Source organism: Pectobacterium nicotianae (assembly GCF_023272715.1).
Lineage (GTDB): Bacteria > Pseudomonadota > Gammaproteobacteria > Enterobacterales > Enterobacteriaceae > Pectobacterium > Pectobacterium brasiliense.
Genome location: NZ_CP096821.1, coordinates 4,592,603 through 4,617,006, shown reverse-complemented (window position 1 = coordinate 4,617,006; position 24,404 = coordinate 4,592,603). Strand labels below are relative to the sequence as shown.

Here is a 24,404-nt window from a genome sequence, read left to right as displayed (position 1 = left end):
TTCTATGTTTACGCATCGGGTACTCGCTAGCTAGCGATGGCTTTACCTAAACCATTCACAGCAAAGAGGCGCTTATAATAGATGGCCGTTGGGTGGTAATAACCATCAGGCGTGCAAGCATAGTCTGGCAATTCTCCCAGGTGGCGATAACCCAAGGCACGGTAGAACGCTTCTGCAGGGGAACCTGCTTGGGTGTCTAAGTAGAGCAAGCCCCTCTGCTGTAAAAGTGCGCTCTTTTCCAATAGCTGAATGAGCAGTCGGCCTATTCCCGCTCTTCTTGTGCGGCTATGGACCAGTAATTTTTGAATTTCAGCTCTGTTTTTCCCGTTTGTTTTTTGACACAACTCGAGCTGTACGCTTCCGACAATACCCTCCTCATCGCGCGCTACCCATATCATACGTTCACCGCTGGAAACGGATGTTTGCAAACTATGAAAATATTCTGTGGCTTCTTTATGGGACAGTGGCGAGTGGTATCCAACAGAAGCGCCTTTTTCTACAGCATCTATCAATAGATTAGCCAGTTCCTCACGATAGACAGGTAAGGTTGCTGCATTGAGTTGAACGGTTTTCATCGTATTTTGCCCCTTTGACAGAAATTTATTTTTAACCAAGCAAAATGCATTCCAGGTCTGTTTTCTTAGAAAAGCGAGCAAAATAGCATCGGTCGGTGCAGCGACTGCTCTTCTAAAGGGCAAAACCGTATTTTTGGTGCAAGAGAAACAAGAGGAAGGTTGGTGGCGAAATCACCATTTTGTTGGATAGGGTTGGTGGTTCTTTGCGCTAATTCTTACTGTTACTCTAGATTTATAGCTGAATTTGGATAAAATCTAAGCGATAGCGCATTTTACGCAATTTTTTTGTTGCATCGAGCGTTATGTCTACCTAGAATGCGCAGCACTTGAAGCCGGCTTAGCTCAGTAGGTAGAGCAACTGACTTGTAATCAGTAGGTCACCAGTTCGATTCCGGTAGCCGGCACCATCAAGTACACAATCAGGTGGGGTTCCCGAGCGGCCAAAGGGAGCAGACTGTAAATCTGCCGTCACAGACTTCGAAGGTTCGAATCCTTCCCCCACCACCAAATTCAATCCTGGTAACAGGATATTCGATACGGTAGTAAGACTGAGCCGGATCGACGAAGGCGGGGTCTATAAAATCTTATTCCTCAACTTCAAAATCTACAGAAAAATTAGGTAGCCGAGTTCCAGGATGCGGGCATCGTATAATGGCTATTACCTCAGCCTTCCAAGCTGATGATGTGGGTTCGATTCCCACTGCCCGCTCCAAGATGTGCTGATATAGCTCAGTTGGTAGAGCGCACCCTTGGTAAGGGTGAGGTCGGCAGTTCGAATCTGCCTATCAGCACCACTTCCTTTTCCTCCTCCTGATTTTCTTTCTGTGAATAAATTCAGCAAGCTATCGCTTGGTTGATGTGGTGATACCACCGATTTATCCGTGTCTTAGAGGGACAATCGATGTCTAAAGAAAAATTTGAACGTACAAAACCGCACGTTAACGTCGGTACTATCGGCCACGTTGACCATGGTAAAACAACGCTGACCGCTGCAATCACTACCGTTCTGGCTAAAACCTACGGTGGTAACGCGCGTGCATTCGACCAGATCGATAACGCGCCAGAAGAAAAAGCACGTGGTATCACCATCAACACGTCTCACGTTGAATACGATACCCCGTCTCGCCACTACGCGCACGTTGACTGCCCAGGACACGCCGACTATGTGAAAAACATGATCACCGGTGCTGCCCAGATGGACGGTGCGATCCTGGTTGTTGCTGCGACTGACGGCCCAATGCCTCAGACCCGTGAGCACATCCTGCTGGGTCGTCAGGTTGGCGTTCCTTTCATCATCGTGTTCCTGAACAAATGTGACATGGTTGATGACGAAGAGCTGCTGGAACTGGTTGAGATGGAAGTGCGTGAGCTGCTGTCTCAGTACGACTTCCCAGGCGACGACACCCCAGTGGTTCGTGGTTCAGCTCTGAAAGCGCTGGAAGGCGAAGCTGAGTGGGAAGCAAAAATCATCGAACTGGCAGAGCACCTGGATTCTTATATCCCAGAACCAGAGCGTGCCATTGACAAGCCGTTCCTGCTGCCAATCGAAGACGTATTCTCCATCTCCGGTCGTGGTACCGTTGTTACCGGTCGTGTAGAGCGCGGTATCGTTAAAGTCGGTGAAGAAGTTGAAATCGTTGGTATCAAAGATACGGCGAAATCTACCTGTACTGGCGTAGAAATGTTCCGCAAACTGCTGGACGAAGGTCGTGCAGGCGAGAACGTTGGTGTTCTGCTGCGTGGTATCAAGCGTGAAGAAATCGAGCGTGGTCAGGTACTGGCTAAGCCGGGTTCAATCAAGCCACACACTCAGTTCGAATCCGAAGTGTATATCCTGAGCAAAGATGAAGGCGGCCGTCATACTCCGTTCTTCAAAGGCTACCGTCCTCAGTTCTACTTCCGTACAACTGACGTAACGGGCACCATCGAACTGCCAGAAGGCGTAGAGATGGTAATGCCGGGCGACAACATCAAAATGGTTGTTACCCTGATCCACCCAATCGCGATGGACGACGGTTTGCGTTTTGCCATCCGTGAAGGCGGCCGTACAGTAGGCGCGGGCGTTGTTGCTAAAGTTATCGCTTAATCGCTGATAACATTTGACGCGACACGCGATAAAAGGGCATCATTTGATGCCCTTTTTCTACGCTGTCATGGTAGAACCTATCTCATCAGCGATTGTGAGATATAATCATTGGTGAGATAGGCTCTGTAGATACGGCGTAAATACCGAATTATTCGTTTTACAGAACATCTTTCGGTTTGGTTGCCCCGTGGTTGCGGGGCAAAGTTATTTGTCTGAATCATTGTGACAGGTTGGTTTATGAGTGCGAATACCGAAGCTCAGGATAGTGGGCGTGGCCTGGAAGTGATTAAGTGGCTAGTAGTAGGTGCCTTGCTGGTTGTTGCGATTGTTGGCAATTATTATTACCGCGAATTTAGTCTTCCTCTGCGTGCATTGGCCGTTGTTATCCTGATCGCCGCAGCCGGTGGTGTGGCACTGCTGACCACGAAAGGCAAAGCAACCGTAGCGTTTGCTCGCGAAGCGCGTACCGAAGTGCGCAAAGTAATTTGGCCGACTCGTCAGGAAACGTTACACACCACGTTAATCGTTGCCGCGGTGACTGCCGTGATGTCACTGATTTTGTGGGGGCTGGATGGTATTCTGGTCCGTCTGGTATCGTTTATCACTGGCCTGAGGTTCTAAGATGTCTGAAGCTCCAAAAAAACGTTGGTACGTCGTTCAGGCGTTTTCTGGTTTTGAAGGTCGCGTAGCACAATCCCTGCGTGAGCATATCAAACTCCATAATATGGAAGAGCTGTTTGGCGAAGTCATGGTTCCTACTGAGGAAGTCGTTGAGATCCGTGGTGGCCAGCGTCGCAAGAGCGAACGCAAGTTTTTCCCTGGTTATGTTTTAGTACAGATGGTGATGGAAGATGCTAGTTGGCATCTTGTACGCAGCGTACCTCGTGTTATGGGGTTCATTGGCGGCACATCTGACCGTCCTGCTCCAATCAGTGACAAAGAAGTGGATGCGATTATGAATCGTCTCCAGCAGGTTGGCGACAAGCCTCGTCCGAAAACGCTGTTTGAACCGGGTGAAATGGTTCGTGTCAATGATGGTCCATTTGCAGACTTTAACGGTGTTGTTGAAGAAGTAGACTATGAGAAGAGCCGCCTGAAGGTGTCTGTTTCTATATTTGGTCGTGCGACACCTGTTGAACTAGATTTTGCTCAGGTCGAAAAAGGCTAATTGCCAGATAAGATTTGCTGAAAATAGCGACTTGCCTATGGCGCGAAATTAACCTATAATTTCGCGCCTTTTGTTTTTCAGTGGCCTCAATGGCGACTGAAGCGTAATACAAACCACGGGGAGCCTTTCACTAGGCGCTATTACCCAATCGAGGAAAGTTAAATGGCCAAGAAAGTACAAGCCTACGTTAAGCTGCAAGTTGCAGCTGGTATGGCTAACCCGAGCCCACCAGTAGGTCCGGCTCTGGGTCAGCAAGGTGTTAACATCATGGAATTCTGTAAGGCGTTCAATGCTAAAACTGAAAGCCTTGAGAAGGGTCTGCCGACTCCGGTTGTTATTACCGTTTATTCTGACCGTTCTTTCACCTTCGTTACCAAAACGCCTCCAGCAGCTGTTCTGCTGAAGAAAGCGGCTGGTATCAAGTCTGGTTCCGGCAAGCCGAACAAAGACAAAGTAGGTAAAGTAACGAGCGCTCAGGTTCGTGAAATCGCAGAAACTAAAGCTGCGGACATGACTGGTTCTGATGTAGACGCCATGGCGCGCTCTATCGCAGGTACCGCTCGTTCCATGGGCCTGGTAGTGGAGGATTAATAAATGGCTAAGCTGACCAAGCGCATGCGCGTGATCCGTGACAAAGTTGATGTAACTAAACAGTATGACATCAACGAAGCTGTTGCTCTGCTCAAAGAGCTGGCCACTGCTAAGTTTGTAGAAAGTGTAGACGTAGCTGTTAACCTCGGCATCGATGCACGTAAATCTGACCAAAACGTTCGCGGTGCAACCGTTCTGCCTCACGGCACCGGTCGTTCTGTTCGCGTAGCTGTCTTCACCCAAGGTGCAAACGCTGAAGCTGCTAAAGCAGCTGGCGCTGAATTCGTGGGCATGGAAGATCTGGCTGATCAGATCAAGAAAGGTGAAATGGGCTTTGACGTTGTTATTGCATCTCCAGATGCAATGCGCGTTGTTGGCCAATTGGGCCAGGTTCTGGGTCCACGTGGCCTCATGCCAAACCCGAAAGTGGGTACTGTAACTCCTAACGTTGCTGAAGCTGTTAACAATGCTAAAGCGGGTCAGGTTCGTTACCGTAACGACAAGAACGGCATCATCCATACCACTATCGGTAAGGTTGATTTCGATTCTAACAAATTGAAAGAAAACCTAGAGTCTTTGTTGATTGCGCTGAAAAAAGCAAAACCATCTCAGGCGAAAGGCGTGTACATCAAGAAAGTTAGCTTGTCTACCACTATGGGCGCTGGCGTTGCCATCGACCAGAGCGGTCTGAACGCTGCTGCTAACTAATAGCTTTTGTTCCGCTTTACTCGGGTGTGAGATTTACCTATAATTTTACGCCCGTTGTTCCTCAAGTGGAATGACGCAAGAATTTTTCGGTTGGAGCCTGGCCTATCCAGGCCTCCGTCCAAGACCGCAGGTGTTTCGCAAGAAACTTAATTCTCCTGCGTAGACGGTGACAGAGCCTAAATAACGTTTTTCTTTATTTATAAAGAATAATTTTTTACTGGATTCTGCTCACCGTGTTTCAACGCTTATCTCTAATTTTGGCGATAAGTGAAGTGAGTTCCGGAGAGTTTCTCCGGCTAAATCCAGGAGCAAAAGCTAATGGCATTAAATCTTCAAGACAAACAAGCGATTGTTGCTGAAGTCAGCGAAGTAGCCAAAGGTGCGCTGTCTGCGGTTGTTGCGGATTCCCGTGGCGTTACCGTTGATAAAATGACCGAACTGCGTAAAGCAGCGCGTGAAGCTGGCGTTTACATGCGTGTTGTTCGTAACACCCTGCTGCGCCGCGTCGTTGAAGGCACTCAATTTGAATGCCTGAAAGACACGTTTGTTGGTCCGACCCTGATTGCATATTCTCTGGAACACCCGGGCGCTGCTGCTCGTCTGTTCAAAGAGTTCGCGAAAGCGAATGCAAAGTTTGAGGTCAAAGCTGCAGCCTTTGAAGGCGAGCTGATCCCGGCGGCTCAAATTGACCGTCTGGCAACGCTGCCGACTTACGAAGAAGCACTGGCACGTCTGATGTCGACCATGAAAGAAGCCGCTGCCGGCAAACTGGTCCGCACTCTGGCTGCTGTTCGCGATGCAAAAGAAGCTGCGTAATAGCACTTTCTTTTCTAACGTACTTGCTAACGTATAAACTATTTCTGATTCTTAGGAACAATTGTTATGTCTATCACTAAAGATCAAATTCTGGAAGCAGTAGCAGCTATGTCTGTAATGGATGTTGTTGAGCTGGTTTCTGCTATGGAAGAAAAATTCGGTGTTTCTGCTGCTGCTGCTGTAGCTGTTGCTGCTGGCCCAGCTGAAGTTGCTGAAGAAAAAACTGAGTTCGACGTTGTGCTGAAAGCTATCGGTGCTAACAAAGTTGCTGTAATCAAAGCTGTTCGCGGCGCGACTGGTCTGGGCCTGAAAGAAGCCAAAGATCTGGTTGAATCTGCACCTGCAGTTCTGAAAGAAGGCGTGAGCAAAGATGACGCTGAAGCACTGAAAAAATCACTGGAAGAAGCTGGCGCAGAAGTTGAAGTTAAATAAGCCAACCTTTCAGGTTGCAGCCTGATTTATTAGGCTGATGGCTGGTGACTTTTTAGTCACCAGCCTTTTTGCGCTGTAGGGCATCAATGGGATTTCACACTGTTTAGCCATTGATTTCTCCCAATATTTTTTTCTATTGACGACTTAATATACTGCTTTCCTGCATGGGCTCCATGCCTAAGCAAGAGCAACGAAATGGTTTAAGAGTAATAGAAAGACGTATTACGGAAAGTTCTCTATTTTCCGACCAACATAAATAGTGTTGCATGAACTGTCCTTGTTAGGGCAGACAGAGTGGTTCGACTTGTCAGCTAGCTGAGGAACCCTATGGTTTACTCCTATACCGAGAAAAAACGCATTCGTAAGGATTTTGGTAAACGTCCACAAGTTTTGGACATACCTTATCTCCTTTCTATCCAACTTGACTCGTTCCAGAAGTTTATCGAGCAAGACCCGGAAGGTCAGTACGGTTTGGAAGCTGCATTCCGTTCTGTTTTCCCTATAAAAAGCTATAGCGGTAATTCAGAGCTGCAATACGTTAGCTATCGCTTGGGCGAGCCAGTATTTGACGTTAAAGAATGTCAGATCCGTGGTGTGACGTTCTCTGCGCCGCTACGCGTAAAACTGCGCCTGGTGATCTACGAGCGCGAAGCGCCTGAAGGCACCGTTAAAGACATCAAAGAACAAGAAGTTTACATGGGCGAAATTCCGCTCATGACCGATAACGGTACCTTCGTGATCAACGGTACTGAGCGTGTAATCGTGTCTCAGTTACACCGTAGTCCAGGTGTGTTCTTCGATAGCGACAAAGGTAAAACCCACTCTTCAGGTAAGGTGCTGTATAACGCACGTATTATTCCTTACCGTGGTTCCTGGCTGGATTTCGAGTTTGATCCGAAGGATAACCTGTTTGTCCGTATCGACCGTCGTCGCAAATTGCCTGCGACCATTATCCTGCGCGCGCTGGGTTATTCCACCGAACAGATCCTCGATCTTTTCTTCGATAAAATTGTCTATGAAATCAATGGCAATAAGTTGCAGATGGATCTGGTTCCTGAGCGCCTGCGTGGTGAAACCGCATCGTTTGATATTGAAGCGAACGGTAAAGTTTATATCGAAAAAGGTCGCCGCATCACTGCGCGTCATATCCGTCAGTTAGAGAAAGACGGCATTGAGCGTATTGAAGTGCCTGTTGAATATATCGCTGGCAAAGTACTGTCCAAAGATTATATCGACGAGAGCACTGGTGAACTGATCGGCGCAGCCAACATGGAGCTGTCGCTGGATCTGCTGGCTAAACTGAGCCAGTCTGGTCACAAACGCATTGAGACACTGTTCACCAACGATCTTGATCATGGTGCATACATGTCTGAAACCGTGCGCGTCGATCCGTCAAACGATCGCCTGAGTGCGCTGGTTGAAATCTATCGCATGATGCGTCCTGGTGAGCCACCAACGCGCGAAGCAGCAGAAACGCTGTTTGAGAATCTGTTCTTCTCTGAAGACCGCTATGATCTGTCTGCGGTTGGTCGTATGAAGTTCAACCGTTCTCTGCTACGTGATGAGATCGAAGGTTCCGGTATCCTGAGCAAAGATGACATCATCGAAGTGATGAAGAAGCTCATTGATATCCGTAACGGTAAAGGCGAAGTGGATGATATCGACCACCTCGGCAACCGTCGTATCCGTTCCGTCGGCGAAATGGCTGAAAACCAATTCCGCGTTGGTCTGGTGCGTGTAGAACGTGCTGTAAAAGAGCGTCTGTCTCTGGGCGACCTCGATACGCTGATGCCACAGGACATGATCAACGCCAAGCCGATTTCGGCTGCCGTTAAAGAGTTCTTCGGTTCAAGTCAGCTGTCACAGTTTATGGACCAGAACAACCCGCTGTCCGAGATTACGCACAAACGTCGTATCTCTGCATTGGGCCCAGGCGGTCTGACGCGTGAACGTGCTGGCTTTGAAGTTCGTGACGTACACCCGACTCACTACGGCCGCGTTTGTCCTATCGAAACGCCGGAAGGTCCGAACATCGGTCTGATCAACTCCCTGTCCGTTTATGCGCAAACGAACGAATACGGTTTCCTTGAAACCCCGTATCGTCGCGTGCGTGACAACGTGGTGACGGACGAGATCCATTACCTGTCTGCGATTGAAGAAGGTAACTTCGTTATCGCACAGGCGAACACCAATTTGGACGAAGAAGGCCGCTTCATCGACGAACTGGTTACCTGCCGTAACAAAGGCGAGTCCAGCTTGTTCAGCCGCGATCAGGTTGAATACATGGACGTTTCCACACAGCAGGTGGTTTCCGTCGGTGCATCCCTGATTCCGTTCCTGGAACACGATGACGCCAACCGCGCCCTGATGGGTGCGAACATGCAACGTCAGGCCGTTCCGACTCTGCGCGCTGATAAGCCGCTGGTTGGTACCGGTATGGAACGCGCTGTTGCGGTTGACTCCGGTGTAACTGCCGTAGCCAAACGTGGTGGTACAGTACAGTACGTGGATGCATCCCGTATTGTAATCCGCGTTAATGACGATGAAATGTATCCGGGCGAAGCCGGGATCGACATCTATAACCTGACCAAATATACCCGTTCTAACCAGAACACCTGCATCAGCCAGATGCCGTGTGTGTCTCTGGGTGAGCCGGTAGAACGTGGCGACGTTCTGGCAGATGGCCCGTCAACCGATCTGGGTGAACTGGCACTGGGTCAGAACATGCGCGTGGCATTCATGCCATGGAATGGTTACAACTTCGAAGACTCCATCCTCGTTTCCGAGCGTGTGGTTCAGGAAGATCGCTTTACGACCATCCACATTCAGGAACTGGCCTGTGTGTCTCGTGACACCAAGTTGGGGCCTGAAGAAATTACTGCGGACATCCCGAACGTGGGCGAAGCAGCACTTTCCAAACTGGATGAGTCCGGCATTGTTTACATCGGTGCTGAAGTGACCGGCGGTGACATTCTGGTTGGTAAGGTAACGCCGAAAGGTGAAACCCAACTGACGCCAGAAGAGAAGCTGCTGCGTGCGATCTTCGGTGAGAAAGCGTCTGACGTTAAAGACTCTTCTCTGCGTGTACCAAACGGTGTTTCCGGTACGATTATCGACGTACAGGTCTTTACCCGCGATGGCGTGGAAAAAGACAAACGTGCGCTGGAAATCGAAGAAATGCAGCTGAAGCAGGCGAAGAAAGACCTGACTGAAGAATTGCAGATTCTGGAAGCGGGCCTGTTTGCACGTATCCACGCTGTGCTGGTTTCCGGCGGCGTAGAAGCCGACAAACTGGACAAACTGCCGCGCGAGCGCTGGTTGGAACTGGGTCTGACTGATGAAGATAAACAAAATCAGTTGGAACAGCTGGCAGAACAGTATGATGAGCTGAAGCACGAGTTTGAGAAAAAACTCGAAGCTAAGCGCCGTAAAATCACTCAGGGCGATGATCTGGCACCAGGCGTGCTGAAAATCGTTAAGGTTTATCTGGCCGTTAAACGTCAGATCCAACCGGGTGACAAAATGGCAGGTCGTCACGGGAACAAAGGTGTTATCTCCAAGATCAACCCGATCGAAGATATGCCTTACGATGAGAACGGTACGCCGGTCGATATCGTACTGAACCCGCTGGGCGTACCTTCACGTATGAACATTGGTCAGATTCTGGAAACCCACCTGGGTATGGCTGCAAAAGGTATCGGCGAGAAAATCAACGCCATGCTCAAGCAGCACGAAGAAGTGACTAAACTGCGTGAGTTCATCCAGAGAGCCTATGACCTGGGCGACGATGTGCGTCAAAAAGTCGACCTGAGCACTTTCTCAGACGAAGAAGTGATGCGTCTGGCTGAAAACCTGAAGAAAGGTATGCCAATTGCAACGCCGGTATTCGACGGTGCAAAAGAGAAAGAAATCAAGGAACTGTTGCAGATGGGCGGTATCCCTACCTCCGGTCAGATTACCCTGTACGATGGACGTACCGGTGAGCAATTTGAGCGTCAGGTTACAGTGGGCTACATGTACATGCTGAAACTGAACCACTTGGTTGACGATAAGATGCATGCCCGTTCCACCGGTTCTTATAGCCTGGTTACTCAGCAGCCGCTGGGTGGTAAGGCACAGTTCGGTGGTCAACGCTTCGGTGAGATGGAAGTGTGGGCGCTGGAAGCTTATGGTGCAGCTTATACCCTGCAAGAAATGTTGACCGTTAAGTCTGATGACGTGAACGGCCGTACCAAGATGTATAAGAACATCGTGGATGGCAATCATCAGATGGAACCAGGCATGCCGGAATCCTTCAACGTACTGTTGAAAGAAATCCGCTCGCTGGGTATCAACATCGAGCTGGAAGAAGAGTAATCCCAGCTCGTTGTATTGCTGGCATTCGTCATAGGGACACCTGAACGTTGTTTTTAATAGCATAGTTCAGGTGTCTATCAGGTCTAACTCCGACAGGAGCCAATCCGTGAAAGACTTATTAAAGTTTCTGAAAGCGCAAACTAAAACCGAAGAGTTTGATGCGATCAAAATTGCTCTGGCCTCGCCAGACATGATCCGTTCGTGGTCTTTTGGTGAAGTTAAAAAGCCAGAAACCATCAACTACCGTACGTTCAAACCTGAACGTGACGGCCTTTTCTGCGCCCGTATCTTTGGGCCGGTAAAAGATTATGAGTGCTTGTGCGGTAAGTATAAGCGCCTGAAACACCGCGGTGTTATTTGTGAGAAGTGCGGCGTTGAAGTGACCCAGACTAAAGTGCGCCGTGAGCGTATGGGCCACATCGAGCTGGCTTCTCCGACTGCGCACATCTGGTTCCTGAAGTCACTGCCTTCCCGTATCGGTTTGCTGCTGGATATGCCGCTGCGTGATATCGAACGCGTACTTTATTTTGAATCTTATGTCGTGGTTGAAGGCGGCATGACCAACCTCGAACGCCGTCAGATCCTGACTGAAGAGCAGTATCTGGATGCGCTGGAAGAGTTTGGTGATGAATTCGACGCGAAAATGGGCGCCGAAGCGATCCAGGCTCTGCTGAAGAATATGGATCTGGAGCAGGAATGCGAGCAGCTGCGTGAAGAGCTGACCGAAACCAACTCCGAAACCAAACGTAAGAAGCTGACGAAGCGTATTAAGCTGCTGGAAGCGTTCGTACAGTCTGGTAACAAGCCAGAGTGGATGATCCTGACCGTTCTGCCGGTACTGCCGCCAGATCTGCGTCCGTTGGTTCCGCTGGATGGTGGTCGTTTTGCGACTTCCGACCTGAACGATCTGTACCGTCGCGTGATCAACCGTAACAACCGTTTGAAACGTCTGCTGGATCTGGCTGCGCCGGACATCATCGTACGTAACGAAAAACGTATGTTGCAGGAAGCGGTTGATGCCCTGCTGGATAACGGCCGTCGCGGTCGTGCGATCACCGGTTCTAACAAACGTCCTCTGAAATCTTTGGCCGACATGATCAAAGGTAAACAGGGTCGTTTCCGTCAGAACCTGCTCGGTAAGCGTGTTGACTACTCCGGTCGTTCCGTTATCACCGTTGGTCCATACCTGCGTCTGCACCAGTGTGGTCTGCCGAAGAAAATGGCACTGGAACTGTTCAAACCGTTCATCTACGGCAAGCTAGAACTGCGTGGTCTTGCTACCACCATTAAAGCTGCCAAGAAAATGGTTGAGCGTGAAGAAGCCGTCGTATGGGATATCCTGGACGAAGTCATCCGCGAACACCCGGTACTGCTGAACCGTGCACCAACACTGCACCGTTTGGGTATCCAGGCATTTGAACCGGTCCTGATCGAAGGTAAAGCGATCCAGCTGCACCCGCTGGTTTGTGCGGCCTATAACGCCGACTTCGACGGTGACCAGATGGCTGTACACGTACCGTTGACGCTGGAAGCCCAGCTGGAAGCGCGTGCGTTGATGATGTCGACCAACAATATCCTGTCCCCTGCGAATGGTGAGCCAATCATCGTTCCTTCTCAGGACGTGGTATTGGGTCTGTATTACATGACGCGTGACTGTGTTAACGCCAAAGGCGAAGGCATGGTACTCACGGGTCCGAAAGAAGCTGAACGCGTTTATCGTGCCGGCCTGGCCTCTCTGCATGCGCGCGTTAAAGTGCGTATCACGGAAGAGATCAAGAGCATCGAAGGCGATGTTACGCATCAGACGTCGATTATTGATACGACTATCGGTCGCGCCATCCTGTGGATGATCGTACCGAAAGGTCTGCCGTACTCGATCGTTAACCAGCCTCTGGGCAAGAAAGCGATCTCCAAAATGCTGAACACCTGTTACCGCATTTTGGGTCTGAAACCGACGGTTATCTTCGCTGACCAGACTATGTACACCGGTTTTGCTTACGCGGCGCGCTCTGGTGCTTCCGTAGGTATCGATGACATGGTTATCCCGGAGAAAAAAGCCGAGATTATCGAAGAAGCCGAAACCGAAGTTGCCGAGATTCAGGAGCAGTTCCAGTCCGGTCTGGTTACCGCGGGCGAACGCTATAACAAAGTGATCGATATCTGGGCTGCGGCGAACGAACGTGTTGCGAAAGCGATGATGGAAAACCTGTCCGTTGAGGATGTGGTTAACCGTGATGGCGTGGTTGAGCAGCAGGTTTCTTTCAACAGCATCTTTATGATGGCCGACTCCGGTGCGCGTGGTTCTGCGGCACAGATTCGTCAGCTGGCGGGTATGCGTGGTCTGATGGCGAAACCAGATGGTTCGATCATCGAGACACCAATTACCGCAAACTTCCGTGAAGGTTTGAACGTACTCCAGTACTTCATCTCGACGCACGGTGCGCGTAAAGGTCTGGCGGATACCGCACTGAAAACAGCGAACTCCGGTTATCTGACTCGTCGTCTGGTTGACGTTGCGCAGGATCTGGTTGTGACCGAAGACGATTGTGGTACCCACGAAGGTATCATGATGACGCCGGTTATCGAGGGTGGTGATGTTAAAGAGCCACTGCGTGAGCGCGTACTGGGTCGTGTAACGGCTGAAGACGTGATCAAACCGGGCACGGCGGACATTCTGGTTCCACGTAACACGCTGCTGAATGAGCAGTGGTGTGACATGTTGGAAGAGAACTCCGTTGACGCCGTTAAAGTACGTTCAGTCGTAAGCTGCGAAACCGACTTTGGCGTGTGCGCCAACTGCTACGGTCGCGACCTGGCTCGTGGTCACATCATCAACAAAGGTGAGGCCATCGGGGTTATCGCGGCACAGTCCATCGGTGAACCAGGTACACAGTTAACCATGCGTACGTTCCACATCGGTGGTGCGGCATCGCGTGCCGCTGCTGAGTCCAGCATTCAGGTGAAAAACAAAGGTAGCCTGAAACTGAGCAACGCGAAGTTCGTCGTGAACAGCAACGGTAAACTGGTTATTACTTCACGTAATACCGAACTGAAACTGATCGACGAATTCGGACGTACGAAAGAAAGCTATAAAGTGCCTTACGGTGCGGCAATGGCGAAAGGCGATGGTGCAGAAGTTAGCGGTGGCGAAACCGTCGCTAACTGGGACCCGCATACCATGCCAGTTATCACCGAAGTAAGCGGTAACATTCGCTTCACCGATATGATCGACGGCCAGACGATTACTCGTCAGACCGACGAACTGACCGGTTTGTCCTCTATCGTGGTTCTGGATAGTGCAGAGCGTACCGGTAGCGGTAAAGACCTGCGTCCGGCACTGAAAATCGTTGATGACAAAGGCGAAGATGTTCTGATTCCAGGTACGGATATGCCTGCTCAGTACTTCCTGCCGGGCAAAGCGATCGTGCAGTTGGAAGACGGCGTGAAAATCAGCAGCGGTGATACTTTGGCGCGTATTCCTCAGGAATCCGGCGGTACCAAGGATATTACCGGTGGTCTGCCACGCGTAGCCGACCTGTTCGAAGCCCGTCGTCCGAAAGAGCCGGCTATTCTGGCAGAGATCAGCGGTATCATTTCCTTCGGTAAAGAAACCAAAGGCAAACGTCGTCTGGTGATTTCTCCGTTGGATGGCAGCGATGCTTACGAAGAGATGATTCCGAAATGGCGTCAGCTCAACGTGTTCGAAGGTGAAGTGGTAGAACGTGGTGACGTTGTTTCCGACGGCCCAGAGTCTCCGCACGATATCCTGCGTCTGCGTGGCGTACATGCAGTAACGCGTTATATCACCAACGAAGTTCAGGAAGTTTACCGTCTGCAAGGCGTTAAGATTAACGATAAACACATCGAAGTTATCGTTCGTCAGATGTTGCGTAAAGGCACCATCGTTAACGCAGGTAGCACCGAGTTCCTGGAAGGCGAACAGGCAGAAGTGTCTCGCATCAAGATTGCCAACCGTCAGTTGGAAGCGGATGGCAAGATTACGGCAACGTTCAGCCGCGATCTGCTGGGTATCACCAAAGCATCTCTGGCGACCGAGTCCTTCATTTCTGCGGCATCGTTCCAGGAAACCACTCGCGTACTGACCGAAGCCGCTGTTGCGGGTAAACGTGATGAACTGCGTGGCCTGAAAGAGAACGTTATCGTAGGTCGTCTGATCCCAGCGGGTACAGGTTATGCGTACCACCAGGATCGTATGCGCCGCCGTCAGGCGGGTGAAGCGCCTATCGTGCCTCAGGTGAGTGCCGATGAAGCTTCTGCTAACCTGGCCGAACTGCTGAACGCAGGCTTTGGTAGCAGCGACGACGAGTAAGTCTCTTTACGCTGCACTATCATGCGGTAAATAACAAAAACCCCAGCTATCATGGCTGGGGTTTTTTATTGCGCACATCTCTGTGCGCTACCTAAAGGCCGTCGCAAACGACGTTAAAAATTTCTTCCTGAAATTTTTTGTTGTACAGTAGTGTAAAGTAAATAGAACGGAACCGACATGGACACCTCAACTACGCCAACACTCTCACAGCCTGGCGGCTCATTACCTCAGCAAGATGACTCACTTTCTTCTGATAAAACCCTACAAACACAGTCAGTAAGCCATTCTCAACATCGAGCAAAACGCGCAGCATGGGGCAGTTTTGTGGGGGCCGTTGTCGACTGGTACGATTTTCTACTGTACGGAATTGTTGCCGCTCTTGTATTTAATACCGAATTTTTCCCACAGGTTAGCCCAACGATGGGGACGCTGGCGGCATTTGGTACGTTCGGCGTTGGTTTCCTGTTCCGACCGCTAGGCGGCATGGTGTTCGGCCACTTCGGCGATAAGCTGGGCCGTAAACGAATGCTGATGATCACGGTCTGGATGATGGGCATTTCTACTGCGCTGATTGGTCTGTTGCCGTCGTTTGATTCGATTGGCTGGTGGGCACCGGTGCTGCTGGTTACGCTGCGGGCAATTCAGGGTTTTGCGGTTGGTGGTGAATGGGGCGGTGCGGCGCTGTTGGCGGTAGAGAACGCGCCGAAGAAGAAGAAAGCTTTTTACAGCAGCGGCGTACAAGTTGGCTTTGGGGTTGGATTGTTACTAGCTACTGGGTCGGTATCGGTGGTAAGCAATTTGACGACCAATGAAGAATTTACCACCTGGGGCTGGCGTCTGCCGTTCTTATTCAGCCTGATTCTGGTGGCTATCGCCTGGTGGGTGCGTAACGGGATGGATGAGTCTCAAGAATTTGAGGCGAATAAAACGCTGGGAGAAAGAGCCAATAAACTGCGTTCGTTCCCTATCATGGAAGCACTGCGCCAGCACCCGAAGGCATTTCTGCTGATTATTGCGCTACGGCTTGGCGAACTGCTGACGATGTATATCGTTACCGCGTTTGCCCTCAATTATTCCACGACTCATCTTGGGCTATCGCGGGATATCTTCCTGAATATCGGGCTGCTGGTGGGGGCGATCAGCTGCGTATCTATTCCTTTCTTTGCCTATCTGGCAGATAGCTTTGGCCGCCGTCGGATCTACGTTACTGGTGCACTGATTGGGGCGGCGAGTGCGGTGCCATTCTTTATGGCGCTGGAAAGCCATAACACACTGCTGATTCTGTTCTTTGCCATCATGCTGGCGAATATTGCTCACGATATGATTGTTAGCGTACAGCAGCCGATGTTTACCGAACTATTTGGTACGGCGTACCGTTATAGCGGGGCGGGTGTGGGTTATCAGGTCGCCAGCGTGGTTGGCGGCGGGTTTACACCTTTTATCGCCGTTCTGCTGGTGCAGTTTATGGATGGTTCATGGCATGCGGTGGCAGCTTACCTTGCCATTGGCTGCTTACTTTCGGCGATTGTCGGGATGCGGATGAAGGCAACATCAGCGGACGCCTTATCTCACTAACCTCTCACTTCACCCATCTCGCGTGCCGATACAGATTCAGTGTCTGTATCGGCATATTTTTTACTGCTTTTTAGTCTACTGTTTTTGCCGTGGCGTTATCTGAACCGATCAAGATCGCTTCGCTTTAGCCCAATATCCTTAAGCCCGTCATCGCTCATATTTTGCAGTATCTTCAGCGTTTGTGCTCTCGCCCGCCAGGTTTTCCACAAGCGGAACGGCAAAATCAGCATTAGCCAAAACGGTGACTCGCGGAACGGTTTTTGTGATCGATTCTCATGAAATTCCATATTTTCCCCCTCGCCAGTGAATGATCGCTATGATGAGGTGAAAGGTATTTTCAATACAGACTCAAAAAATTCATTTTTTTAGCATACAGATTGTGTGATATTGCATCTGAATGGTGATTTTCATTTGAATCTGTACTGGTTACTGCGGCGAATCTTGATAGGGAATGATACTGATGACGCGTTATCAACACCTGGCTGGGCTGTTAGAACAGCGGATCGAACAAGGGTTGTACCAAAGCGGAGAACGCCTGCCTTCTGTGCGAGCGCTGAGTGCAGAACATGGTGTGAGCATCAGTACCGTCCAGCAAGCCTATCATCTGCTGGAAACCCGGCAGTTGATTATGCCGCAGCCGCGTTCGGGATATTTTGTCACGCCGCGTAAGGCAACACCGCCCGTACCCGCGCTGACGCGTCCTGCTCAACGTCCGGTTGAGATCACGCAGTGGGAATCGGTGCTGGAGTTGGTGAATGTGCGTCTGGAAACCAACGTGTTGAAATTTGGCAGCGGAATGCCGGATGTAAGCCAGCCGACCATCAAACCGCTGTGGAAAGAGATGGCTCGCCTCTGCCAATATCAGGATCCTCGGATCTTACAATATGACAGCGTATATGGCGTGCCTGCGCTGCGTGAACAGATTGCCCGTCTTACCGTCGACTGCGGCTGCCAGCTGACTCAAGATGATATTGTGGTCACGACCGGATGTCAGGAAGCTCTATTTGTTGCGGTCCGCGCCGTTTGTCAGCCCGGCGACATCGTGGCCGTTGAGTCACCCGCTTTTCCGGGCACGATGCAGATCCTTCGTGGGCTGGATATCAAAGCGATCGAGATCCCAACCGATTCAGTAACAGGGATCAGTCTCGAAGCGTTAAGACTGGCGCTGGATCAATGGCCGATCAAAGCCGTGCTTCTGGTGCCGAGCTGTAACAATCCGCTTGGCTTCATCATGCCTGATGCCCGCAAGAAATCGCTGGTGACGCTGGCGCAGCATTTTGACATCGCGATTATTGAAGATGATGCCTATGGCGAGCTGGCCTATGAATATCCGCGTCCCCGCGCGATAAAATCATTTGATGAAGACGGACGTGTACTGTTGTGCAGTTCGTTTTCAAAGAATCTGGCACCCGGTTTGCGCGTCGGCTGGATCGCCCCGGGGCGCTATCTGGAACGCGTGATCCATACAAAATACATCAGCACGGGATCGACGGTGGTACAGCCCCAGTTAGCCGTGGCAGAATTTATTCGTAGCGGACACTATCAGCCTCATCTACGCCGTATGCGTGCTCAGTACAAAGCTAATCTGGATACGTTTACCTGCTGGGTTCGTGAGTATTTTCCGTCCAATATTTGTGTGAGTCGCCCGCAAGGTGGCTTTTTGATGTGGATTGAGCTGCCTGAATATTTTGATTCGCTCAAACTCAGCCGTGAGGTCAGAAAAGCGGGCATACAGATAGCCGCGGGTTCGCTCTTTTCCGCCTCGGGAAAATACCGTAATTGTCTTCGGCTCAATTATGCCAACCGCTTCACGGAAGAGATGAGGGAAGGGCTGCGCATCGTGGGTAGTGAAATCGCGAAGATGATGCACACTTTTCCTGACCAGAACGTAACCTGATTATTGTTAAGGAAGGGCCGATACGGGTAAGGATAAGTCCCGTATCGGCGGGTTGATGTGCAGAGCCGATAAGTAGCAAACGGCTCTGGCCAGCAAGCTCCGTAATCATGCTCAGGCTTGCCAACGACGCTACTGTATTACTCAGCGAATGCCGTGACGATAGGCCGAATGTCATGTTGCGCGGCGTTATCCTGAGAATGTTGTCTTCCGTGTAATTCTCATTTCGGCTTGCGAGTCGCGTCCCAAATCAGGCGTATCGCTGTCTTATCTGTTCAGTAACTATCTGCCCAAATAACCGTCCCAGTCTTTCCACACGGGTTGGAGACCTGCACGTATGATGGCCTGTGCCACGTCTTCAGGGCGCCGCGAGTCATGCGGTGAAAACTGTTCCAGTTCCGGATGGTCGTCGGCGTAGCCACCCGGCTGGGTTTTGGAAAATGCGCTGACGTTGTTAATTGCGATAGGAATGGCATGATCGCGGAAGAAAGGCGACTCACGCGTGGATAGCGACAGCTCAATATCCGGCGACAGCAACCGGAATGCGCAAATCACCTGCATGAGCTGCGCTTCATCCATGAGCGACGCCGGTTCAATGCCGCCCGCACAGGGGCGCAGACGCGGGAACGAGATAGAATACCGGCTCTGCCAATAGCTCTGTTGTAAGTGCAGCAGGTGTTCCGCCACCATGTAGCAGTCGGTGCGCCAGCTATTGGACAGACCGATTAAGGCGCCCAGCCCGATCTTGTCGATCCCCGCACGACCCAGTCGATCCGGCGTGGCGAGTCGCCAGTGGAAATCCTGCTTTTGTCCTTTTAGATGGTGCAACTGGTAGGTCGCCGGATGATAGGTTTCCTGATAGACCATCACGCCATCCAGACCCAGTGCTTTTAATTCGGCGTACTCGTCCTGCGACAAGGGCTGAACTTCAATCATCAGCGAACTGAAGAGCGGTCGGATCAGCGGAAAGACGCGACGAAAATAATCCATGCCTACTTTACGCTGGTGCTCGCCGGTCACGAGCAACAGGTGTTCAAACCCCAGTTCCTTGATAGCGGCGCATTCACGCAGGATCTCTGCTTCATCCAGCGTTTTTCGCTTGATGTGGTTACTCATCGAAAAGCCGCAGTAGGTACAGTCGTTGGAGCACAGATTGGACAGGTACAGCGGGACATAGAAGCTTACCGTATTGCCGAAACGCTGGCGGGTAAGCTGTTGTGCCCGCTGAGCTAGCGGTTCCAGATAGGTACTGGCGGCAGGTGAAATGAGCGCCATAAAATCGTCACGCGTCAGGTGTGGGGCTGCAAGCGCTCGTTCAACATCGTGTGCGGTTTTACCGTTGATGCGCAGCGTCAGGTCATCCCAGTCGAGCTGTTCCCAGACGGTTTGGAAATCGACGTTCATCACTTTGTCCCTTCTGTTTGCCGATGAAGAAAACCGGTGAGCGGGCTGGTGGCGCTGGCGACAAACTGCTTACTTCCCAGCCCGGCCTGACGAGCAAGCCCTCCGGCATCGACTGCCAGCCGAAATGCGTGTGCCATTGCCACGGGATTGCGAGCAACGGCGATGGCCGTATTGACCAGAACGGCATCGGCTCCCATTTCCAGCGCATCAGCCGCATGGCTGGGCGCGCCAATACCCGCATCGACAATCACTGGAACGCGCGCCTGTTCGATGATGATGCGGAGAAAGTCACGCGTTTGCAGTCCCTGATTGGAGCCGATTGGTGCGCCCAGCGGCATCACCGCCGCGCAGCCGACTTCTTCCAACCGTTTGCACAATACCGGGTCGGCACCGCAGTAGGGCAGTACCGTGAATCCCTCTTTTACCAGTTGTTCGGCGGCTTTTAGGGTTTCGATAGGGTCGGGCAGCAGGTATTTCACATCGGGATGAATTTCCAGTTTCAGCCAGCGAGTGCCCAGCGCTTCACGTGCCAGTCGGGCCGCAAAAATGGCTTCATCGGCCGTTTTGGCACCTGACGTATTCGGCAGCAGCTTAATGCCGAGCTGGCGTAACGGGGCGAGAATGGCGTCGTTGCCGCCGTTCAGGTCAACGCGTTTCATCGCCATGGTGACCAGCTGCGAGCCAGAAGCCTCAAGTGCCGCTAGCATCAGCTCTGGTGTGGCGAATTTCCCGGTGCCGGTCAGCAGCCGTGAAGTGAATGTCGTATCGGCAATGTGCAGCATGTCATCCTCCCGCGATGGCCTGAAAAAGCAAAATATCATCACCGTCCTGCACCTGATACTGCGACCAGGTGGCGTGCGGGATAATGGTCTGATTGATAGCCAGCGCTGTGCCGGGCTGGAGCCGATTGATCTGGCTCAGCAGCGTTTCAACCGTGATGGCCTCCGAAAATTCAAAGGGCTCATCATTCAGCGTGATTTTCATGCCGCGCCCCCGCATACCGGACAATGGGGCGCGCGAGTTAGTTGAAGCGTGTTCCAACTCTGCTGTTTGCCATTGAACATTCTCAGCTTGCCGTCCAACGCGGATGGCATACCAGCCAGCAGTTTGATCGCTTCCAGCGCCTGAAGTGTGCCAATTACGCCGACCACCGGACCCAGCACGCCTGCGGTACGGCAGTTGCGCTGCGGTTCGGTTGTATCGGGATACAGGCAGGCGTAGCAGCCAGCGTGATAAGGCGGCGTGAAGACGGCGAGCTGGCCACTGAAGCCGACGGCGCTCCCGCTGATGAGCGGCTTGCCTGCGCTAACACAGGCGGCGTTAACCGCATGGCGAGTGGTCATGTTATCGCTGCAATCCAGCACCAGATCGACGCGGCTGACGGCATGGTGTAACGCGCCGCCGCTGAGCCTCTCGGTAATCGCAATCGCTTCTGAGTTCGGGTTTAACGCCTGTAGCTGACGCTGGGCCAGTACGGCTTTGGGCCTGTCAGTGTCGCTGGTGCGATACAGAATCTGGCGTTGCAGGTTGCTGATATGCAGTGCGTCATCGTCGGCAAGCAGCAGCGTGCCGATCCCTGCGGCAGCCAGATAGAGCGACGCGGGAGCACCCAGCCCACCCAGCCCCACCAGCAGAACGCGGGCGGCTTTGAGCTTCTCCTGACCGTCTGGGCCAATATCTTCCAGCATCAACTGACGGCTGTAGCGCATGAACTCGCTATCGCTCAGCCCGGCAGACGTTGGATGAGGATTCGTTACCATGTCATGCCTCCCTTCCTTCAATCATCCTGAGTAGCGTCGCGGTTGCTTGCCGCCAGTCTGGAGCCTGCGTAATGGCGCTGACGACGGCAATACTGCCTACGCCCGTTTTCAACACCGAAGGCACTTTGTCGATGCTGATGCCGCCAATCGCAACGGTAGGAAATCGACCTTGCAGATCGGTGATGTGGCGCGTCAGTTCGGCCAGCCCCTGCGGCGCTGATGGCATGTCTTTGGTTTGGGTTGGGAAAATATGCCCCAGCGCGATGTAGGACGGGCTGATTGCCACCGCACGCGCCAGCTCACGATCGTCGTGCGTGGAGACGCCTAAGCGCAGGCCAGCTTGTTTAATCGCGGCCAGATCGGCGGTGTCCAGATCTTCCTGACCCAGATGTACGCCGTATGCCTGATGTTTGACGGCCAATCTCCAGTAGTCATTGATGAAAAGCTGTGCCTGATAGCGGCGACCCAAAGCGATCGCTTGGATCACCTCGGCTTCGGCTTGTTCATCTGACCGATCTTTGATCCTCAACTGGATCGTTTTCACCCCGACGCCGAGTAGTCGCTCGATCCATTCCACGCTATCGACGACGGGATAAAGCCCCAGCCGCTGCGGCGTTGGGGCAAAGGGCGTCGAATCCGTCATTTGCTTTCCTCGGTTTGCAGGCTGGTGGCGCTGTGATAAAGCTCGCTGCCGCGCGAGCGGAATTCCTGCGACATCTGTGCCATACCAACTTCAATCGGTTTGGCTTCCGCTTCCTGTTTCGCGGCGTAGTCGCGCACTTCCTGTGAGATTTTCATCGAGCAGAATTTAGGACCGCACATAGAGCAGAAGTGGGCGACTTTACCGGATTCCTGCGGCAAGGTTTCATCGTGGTAGGCGCGGGCTGTTTGGGGATCGAGCGCCAGATTGAACTGGTCTTCCCAGCGGAATTCGAAGCGCGCTTTTGACATGGCGTTATCACGGATCTGCGCGCCGGGATGGCCTTTCGCCAAATCGGCGGCGTGGGCGGCGATCTTGTAGGTAATCAGCCCCTGTTTGACGTCTTCTTTGTTCGGTAAGCCAAGATGTTCCTTCGGCGTCACGTAGCAGAGCATCGCGCAGCCGAACCAGCCGATCATGGCTGCACCGATGCCGGAGGTGAAATGATCGTAGCCCGGTGCGATATCGGTAGTTAGCGGGCCGAGCGTATAGAACGGCGCTTCGTGGCAGTGCTCCAGCTCTTCGGTCATGTTGCGGCGGATCATCTGCATCGGAACGTGCCCAGGGCCTTCGATCATCACCTGCACGTCGTATTCCCAGGCGATTTTGGTCAGCTCGCCCAGCGTATGCAGCTCGGCAAACTGGGCTTCGTCGTTGGCGTCCTGGATGGAACCGGGGCGTAAGCCGTCACCCAGCGACAGCGCGACGTCATAAGCGGCGCAGATTTCACAGATTTCACGGAAGTGTTCGTACAGGAAGCTCTCTTTGTGATGCGACAGGCACCACTTCGCCATAATGGAACCGCCGCGTGAGACGATGCCGGTCAGGCGTTTGGCCGTCATCGGCACGTAGCGTAACAACACGCCAGCGTGGATGGTGAAATAGTCCACCCCTTGCTCGGCCTGTTCCAGCAGCGTATCGCGGAACATTTCCCAGTTTAGGTTTTCCGCCACGCCGTTCACTTTTTCCAGCGCCTGATAGATCGGTACGGTTCCGATGGGGACGGGGCTGTTGCGCAGAATCCACTCGCGGGTTTCATGAATATAGCGGCCGGTTGAGAGATCCATCACCGTATCCGCGCCCCAACGGGTAGACCAGACCAGCTTTTCCACCTCTTCTTCGATGGAGGATGTCACGGCGGAGTTACCAATATTGGCGTTAACCTTCACCAGAAAATTGCGTCCGATAATCATCGGCTCTGATTCCGGGTGGTTGATGTTGGAAGGGATAATGGCGCGACCGGCGGCCACTTCCTGGCGGACAAATTCCGGCGTGATGTTCTCCGGCAGTAGGGCACCGAAACTTTGCCCCGGATGCTGCTGGCGCAGCACCTCACCGCGAATGCGCTCGCGTCCCATATTTTCGCGAATGGCGATAAATTCCATTTCGGGGGTAATGATCCCCTGTCGGGCATAGTGGAGCTGGGTAACGCGTTTGCCTGCTTTGGCACGCAGCGGCCGTGGCAAATGTTCAAAGCGCAGATGATCCAGACCGGCATCCGCCAGACGCTGCTGGGTGAAATCAGAGCTGACGCCAGATAGCGCTTCAGTGTCGTGGCGTTCTGCAATCCAGCCGGCGCGCAGCTTCGCTAGCCCAACGCGGACATCGGGTTGCGCAGCGGGATCGCCATAAGGCCCTGACGTATCGTAAACCGGGATTGGTTCATTGGGCTCGTATTGAGGGTTGTCTTTACTGCCGCCGAGTAACGTCGGGCTAAGCTGAATTTCTCGCATTGGCACGTGGATGTCGTCGCGCGAACCTGCAAGGTAAATGCGTTTGGAATTGGGAAATGCGGTTCCCTGTAAGGTTTCAATAAACTGCTGGGCGGCGGCACGCTGTTCACGGCGACCCGATTTTGACGACACTGTTTTTATAGACAAAGGTTCTGTAGACATAGCAAGTTCCTGTAAGACGTAAAGGGAAGATTGCTTGTCTGGAGCCGGAGGGAGTAATAATGATATTGAACGTCAGAGCAGGTATGTGGGAATACGCAGCCTTGGGCTCAATAG

The 24,404-nt window shown here is 52.1% G+C and carries 19 protein-coding genes and 4 tRNA genes; 15 read left to right on the top strand and 8 right to left on the bottom strand.

What is annotated here, in order from left to right:
- Nucleotides 1-26 precede the first annotated feature (26 nt).
- The gene (locus MYB54_RS20550) at nucleotides 27-575 is read right to left on the bottom strand and encodes a GNAT family N-acetyltransferase (RefSeq protein WP_014913794.1); all 549 of its coding nucleotides are present in this window, start codon (nucleotides 573-575) and stop codon (nucleotides 27-29) included.
- A gap of 331 nt (nucleotides 576-906) precedes the next feature.
- Between MYB54_RS20550 and MYB54_RS20545 the strand changes: the two genes are divergently transcribed.
- The 14 genes from MYB54_RS20545 to shiA all read left to right on the top strand — a co-directional run bounded on the left by MYB54_RS20545 (nucleotide 907) and on the right by shiA (nucleotide 16,637).
- Nucleotides 907-982, top strand: a tRNA-Thr gene (locus tag MYB54_RS20545).
- 15 nt (nucleotides 983-997) lie between these two features.
- Nucleotides 998-1,082 (top strand) — tRNA-Tyr (locus MYB54_RS20540).
- Nucleotides 1,083-1,212: 130 nt separating this feature from the next.
- Nucleotides 1,213-1,287: transfer RNA gene (locus MYB54_RS20535), tRNA-Gly, on the top strand.
- A 6-nt stretch (nucleotides 1,288-1,293) separates the two neighbouring features.
- A tRNA-Thr gene (locus MYB54_RS20530) sits at nucleotides 1,294-1,369 on the top strand.
- Between the two features lie 107 nt (nucleotides 1,370-1,476).
- Nucleotides 1,477-2,661: an elongation factor Tu gene (gene tuf, locus MYB54_RS20525; protein WP_014913795.1), complete on the top strand. Its 1,185-nt coding sequence runs from the start codon at nucleotides 1,477-1,479 to the stop codon at nucleotides 2,659-2,661.
- Nucleotides 2,662-2,898: 237 nt separating this feature from the next.
- Complete coding sequence (gene secE / locus MYB54_RS20520; protein WP_010285488.1) at nucleotides 2,899-3,282, top strand: preprotein translocase subunit SecE; 384 nt, start codon at nucleotides 2,899-2,901, stop codon at nucleotides 3,280-3,282.
- Nucleotide 3,283: 1 nt separating this feature from the next.
- Nucleotides 3,284-3,829 (top strand): transcription termination/antitermination protein NusG, encoded by a 546-nt coding sequence (nusG, locus tag MYB54_RS20515; protein WP_005970339.1) that lies wholly within the window; start codon nucleotides 3,284-3,286, stop codon nucleotides 3,827-3,829.
- 162 nt (nucleotides 3,830-3,991) lie between these two features.
- A complete protein-coding gene (rplK, locus tag MYB54_RS20510; protein WP_005970337.1) occupies nucleotides 3,992-4,420 on the top strand; it encodes a 50S ribosomal protein L11 in 429 nt (142 codons plus the stop codon).
- Nucleotides 4,421-4,423: 3 nt separating this feature from the next.
- Entirely contained in the window at nucleotides 4,424-5,128 is a 705-nt protein-coding gene (rplA, locus tag MYB54_RS20505) for a 50S ribosomal protein L1 (RefSeq protein ID WP_010285494.1), read from the top strand.
- Nucleotides 5,129-5,446: 318 nt separating this feature from the next.
- The gene (rplJ, locus tag MYB54_RS20500) at nucleotides 5,447-5,944 is read left to right on the top strand and encodes a 50S ribosomal protein L10 (RefSeq protein WP_010285495.1); all 498 of its coding nucleotides are present in this window, start codon (nucleotides 5,447-5,449) and stop codon (nucleotides 5,942-5,944) included.
- 66 nt (nucleotides 5,945-6,010) lie between these two features.
- Nucleotides 6,011-6,376, top strand: coding sequence for a 50S ribosomal protein L7/L12 (gene rplL / locus MYB54_RS20495; RefSeq protein WP_010285496.1), 366 nt, complete (start codon nucleotides 6,011-6,013; stop codon nucleotides 6,374-6,376).
- A gap of 327 nt (nucleotides 6,377-6,703) precedes the next feature.
- Nucleotides 6,704-10,732: a DNA-directed RNA polymerase subunit beta gene (gene rpoB, locus MYB54_RS20490; protein ID WP_039281880.1), complete on the top strand. Its 4,029-nt coding sequence runs from the start codon at nucleotides 6,704-6,706 to the stop codon at nucleotides 10,730-10,732.
- A 106-nt stretch (nucleotides 10,733-10,838) separates the two neighbouring features.
- Entirely contained in the window at nucleotides 10,839-15,062 is a 4,224-nt protein-coding gene (gene rpoC, locus MYB54_RS20485) for a DNA-directed RNA polymerase subunit beta' (protein ID WP_012772937.1), read from the top strand.
- Between the two features lie 177 nt (nucleotides 15,063-15,239).
- On the top strand, nucleotides 15,240-16,637 hold the full coding sequence (shiA, locus tag MYB54_RS20480) for a shikimate transporter (protein ID WP_039320743.1): 1,398 nt from the start codon (nucleotides 15,240-15,242) through the stop codon (nucleotides 16,635-16,637).
- Between the two features lie 95 nt (nucleotides 16,638-16,732).
- Here shiA and MYB54_RS20475 read toward each other — a convergent pair whose 3' ends face one another.
- Nucleotides 16,733-16,867 carry a DUF1127 domain-containing protein gene (locus MYB54_RS20475; RefSeq protein WP_226302569.1) on the bottom strand — a complete coding sequence of 45 codons (135 nt, stop codon included), beginning with the start codon at nucleotides 16,865-16,867 and terminating at the stop codon, nucleotides 16,733-16,735.
- Between the two features lie 230 nt (nucleotides 16,868-17,097).
- Between MYB54_RS20475 and MYB54_RS20470 the strand changes: the two genes are divergently transcribed.
- Nucleotides 17,098-18,534, top strand: a complete 1,437-nt coding sequence (locus MYB54_RS20470) for an aminotransferase-like domain-containing protein (protein ID WP_039277352.1) — start codon at nucleotides 17,098-17,100, stop codon at nucleotides 18,532-18,534.
- Between the two features lie 279 nt (nucleotides 18,535-18,813).
- Here MYB54_RS20470 and thiH read toward each other — a convergent pair whose 3' ends face one another.
- The 6 genes from thiH to thiC are packed head-to-tail and all read right to left on the bottom strand — an operon-like array spanning nucleotide 18,814 to nucleotide 24,290.
- The gene (gene thiH, locus MYB54_RS20465) at nucleotides 18,814-19,935 is read right to left on the bottom strand and encodes a 2-iminoacetate synthase ThiH (protein ID WP_039512013.1); all 1,122 of its coding nucleotides are present in this window, start codon (nucleotides 19,933-19,935) and stop codon (nucleotides 18,814-18,816) included.
- On the bottom strand, nucleotides 19,935-20,717 hold the full coding sequence (locus MYB54_RS20460) for a thiazole synthase (RefSeq protein ID WP_014913802.1): 783 nt from the start codon (nucleotides 20,715-20,717) through the stop codon (nucleotides 19,935-19,937). Before MYB54_RS20460 ends, thiH begins: the two co-directional genes overlap by 1 nt.
- A gap of 1 nt (nucleotide 20,718) precedes the next feature.
- Nucleotides 20,719-20,919 carry a sulfur carrier protein ThiS gene (gene thiS / locus MYB54_RS20455; RefSeq protein WP_248721289.1) on the bottom strand — a complete coding sequence of 67 codons (201 nt, stop codon included), beginning with the start codon at nucleotides 20,917-20,919 and terminating at the stop codon, nucleotides 20,719-20,721.
- Nucleotides 20,916-21,695: a HesA/MoeB/ThiF family protein gene (locus tag MYB54_RS20450; protein WP_248721288.1), complete on the bottom strand. Its 780-nt coding sequence runs from the start codon at nucleotides 21,693-21,695 to the stop codon at nucleotides 20,916-20,918. Before MYB54_RS20450 ends, thiS begins: the two co-directional genes overlap by 4 nt.
- Before the next feature lies 1 nt (nucleotide 21,696).
- Nucleotides 21,697-22,338, bottom strand: coding sequence for a thiamine phosphate synthase (thiE, locus tag MYB54_RS20445; protein WP_248721287.1), 642 nt, complete (start codon nucleotides 22,336-22,338; stop codon nucleotides 21,697-21,699).
- On the bottom strand, nucleotides 22,335-24,290 hold the full coding sequence (gene thiC, locus MYB54_RS20440) for a phosphomethylpyrimidine synthase ThiC (protein WP_039556414.1): 1,956 nt from the start codon (nucleotides 24,288-24,290) through the stop codon (nucleotides 22,335-22,337). The genes thiE and thiC overlap by 4 nt, the downstream gene beginning before the upstream one ends.
- Nucleotides 24,291-24,404: the final 114 nt, after the last annotated feature.

Excerpts from the sequence above, each read along its gene's own strand:
- MYB54_RS20550 (WP_014913794.1), bottom strand. The coding sequence starts at position 575 with ATGAAAACCGTTCAACTCAATGCAGCAACCTTACCTGTCTATCGTGAG.
- tuf (WP_014913795.1), top strand. The coding sequence starts at position 1,477 with ATGTCTAAAGAAAAATTTGAACGTACAAAACCGCACGTTAACGTCGGT.
- secE (WP_010285488.1), top strand. The coding sequence starts at position 2,899 with ATGAGTGCGAATACCGAAGCTCAGGATAGTGGGCGTGGCCTGGAAGTG.
- nusG (WP_005970339.1), top strand. The coding sequence starts at position 3,284 with ATGTCTGAAGCTCCAAAAAAACGTTGGTACGTCGTTCAGGCGTTTTCT.
- rplK (WP_005970337.1), top strand. The coding sequence starts at position 3,992 with ATGGCCAAGAAAGTACAAGCCTACGTTAAGCTGCAAGTTGCAGCTGGT.
- rplA (WP_010285494.1), top strand. The coding sequence starts at position 4,424 with ATGGCTAAGCTGACCAAGCGCATGCGCGTGATCCGTGACAAAGTTGAT.
- rplJ (WP_010285495.1), top strand. The coding sequence starts at position 5,447 with ATGGCATTAAATCTTCAAGACAAACAAGCGATTGTTGCTGAAGTCAGC.
- rplL (WP_010285496.1), top strand. The coding sequence starts at position 6,011 with ATGTCTATCACTAAAGATCAAATTCTGGAAGCAGTAGCAGCTATGTCT.
- rpoB (WP_039281880.1), top strand. The coding sequence starts at position 6,704 with ATGGTTTACTCCTATACCGAGAAAAAACGCATTCGTAAGGATTTTGGT.
- shiA (WP_039320743.1), top strand. The coding sequence starts at position 15,240 with ATGGACACCTCAACTACGCCAACACTCTCACAGCCTGGCGGCTCATTA.
- MYB54_RS20475 (WP_226302569.1), bottom strand. The coding sequence starts at position 16,867 with ATGCTGATTTTGCCGTTCCGCTTGTGGAAAACCTGGCGGGCGAGAGCA.
- MYB54_RS20470 (WP_039277352.1), top strand. The coding sequence starts at position 17,098 with ATGACGCGTTATCAACACCTGGCTGGGCTGTTAGAACAGCGGATCGAA.
- thiH (WP_039512013.1), bottom strand. The coding sequence starts at position 19,935 with ATGAACGTCGATTTCCAAACCGTCTGGGAACAGCTCGACTGGGATGAC.
- MYB54_RS20460 (WP_014913802.1), bottom strand. The coding sequence starts at position 20,717 with ATGCTGCACATTGCCGATACGACATTCACTTCACGGCTGCTGACCGGC.
- thiS (WP_248721289.1), bottom strand. The coding sequence starts at position 20,919 with ATGAAAATCACGCTGAATGATGAGCCCTTTGAATTTTCGGAGGCCATC.
- MYB54_RS20450 (WP_248721288.1), bottom strand. The coding sequence starts at position 21,695 with ATGGTAACGAATCCTCATCCAACGTCTGCCGGGCTGAGCGATAGCGAG.
- thiE (WP_248721287.1), bottom strand. The coding sequence starts at position 22,338 with ATGACGGATTCGACGCCCTTTGCCCCAACGCCGCAGCGGCTGGGGCTT.
- thiC (WP_039556414.1), bottom strand. The coding sequence starts at position 24,290 with ATGTCTACAGAACCTTTGTCTATAAAAACAGTGTCGTCAAAATCGGGT.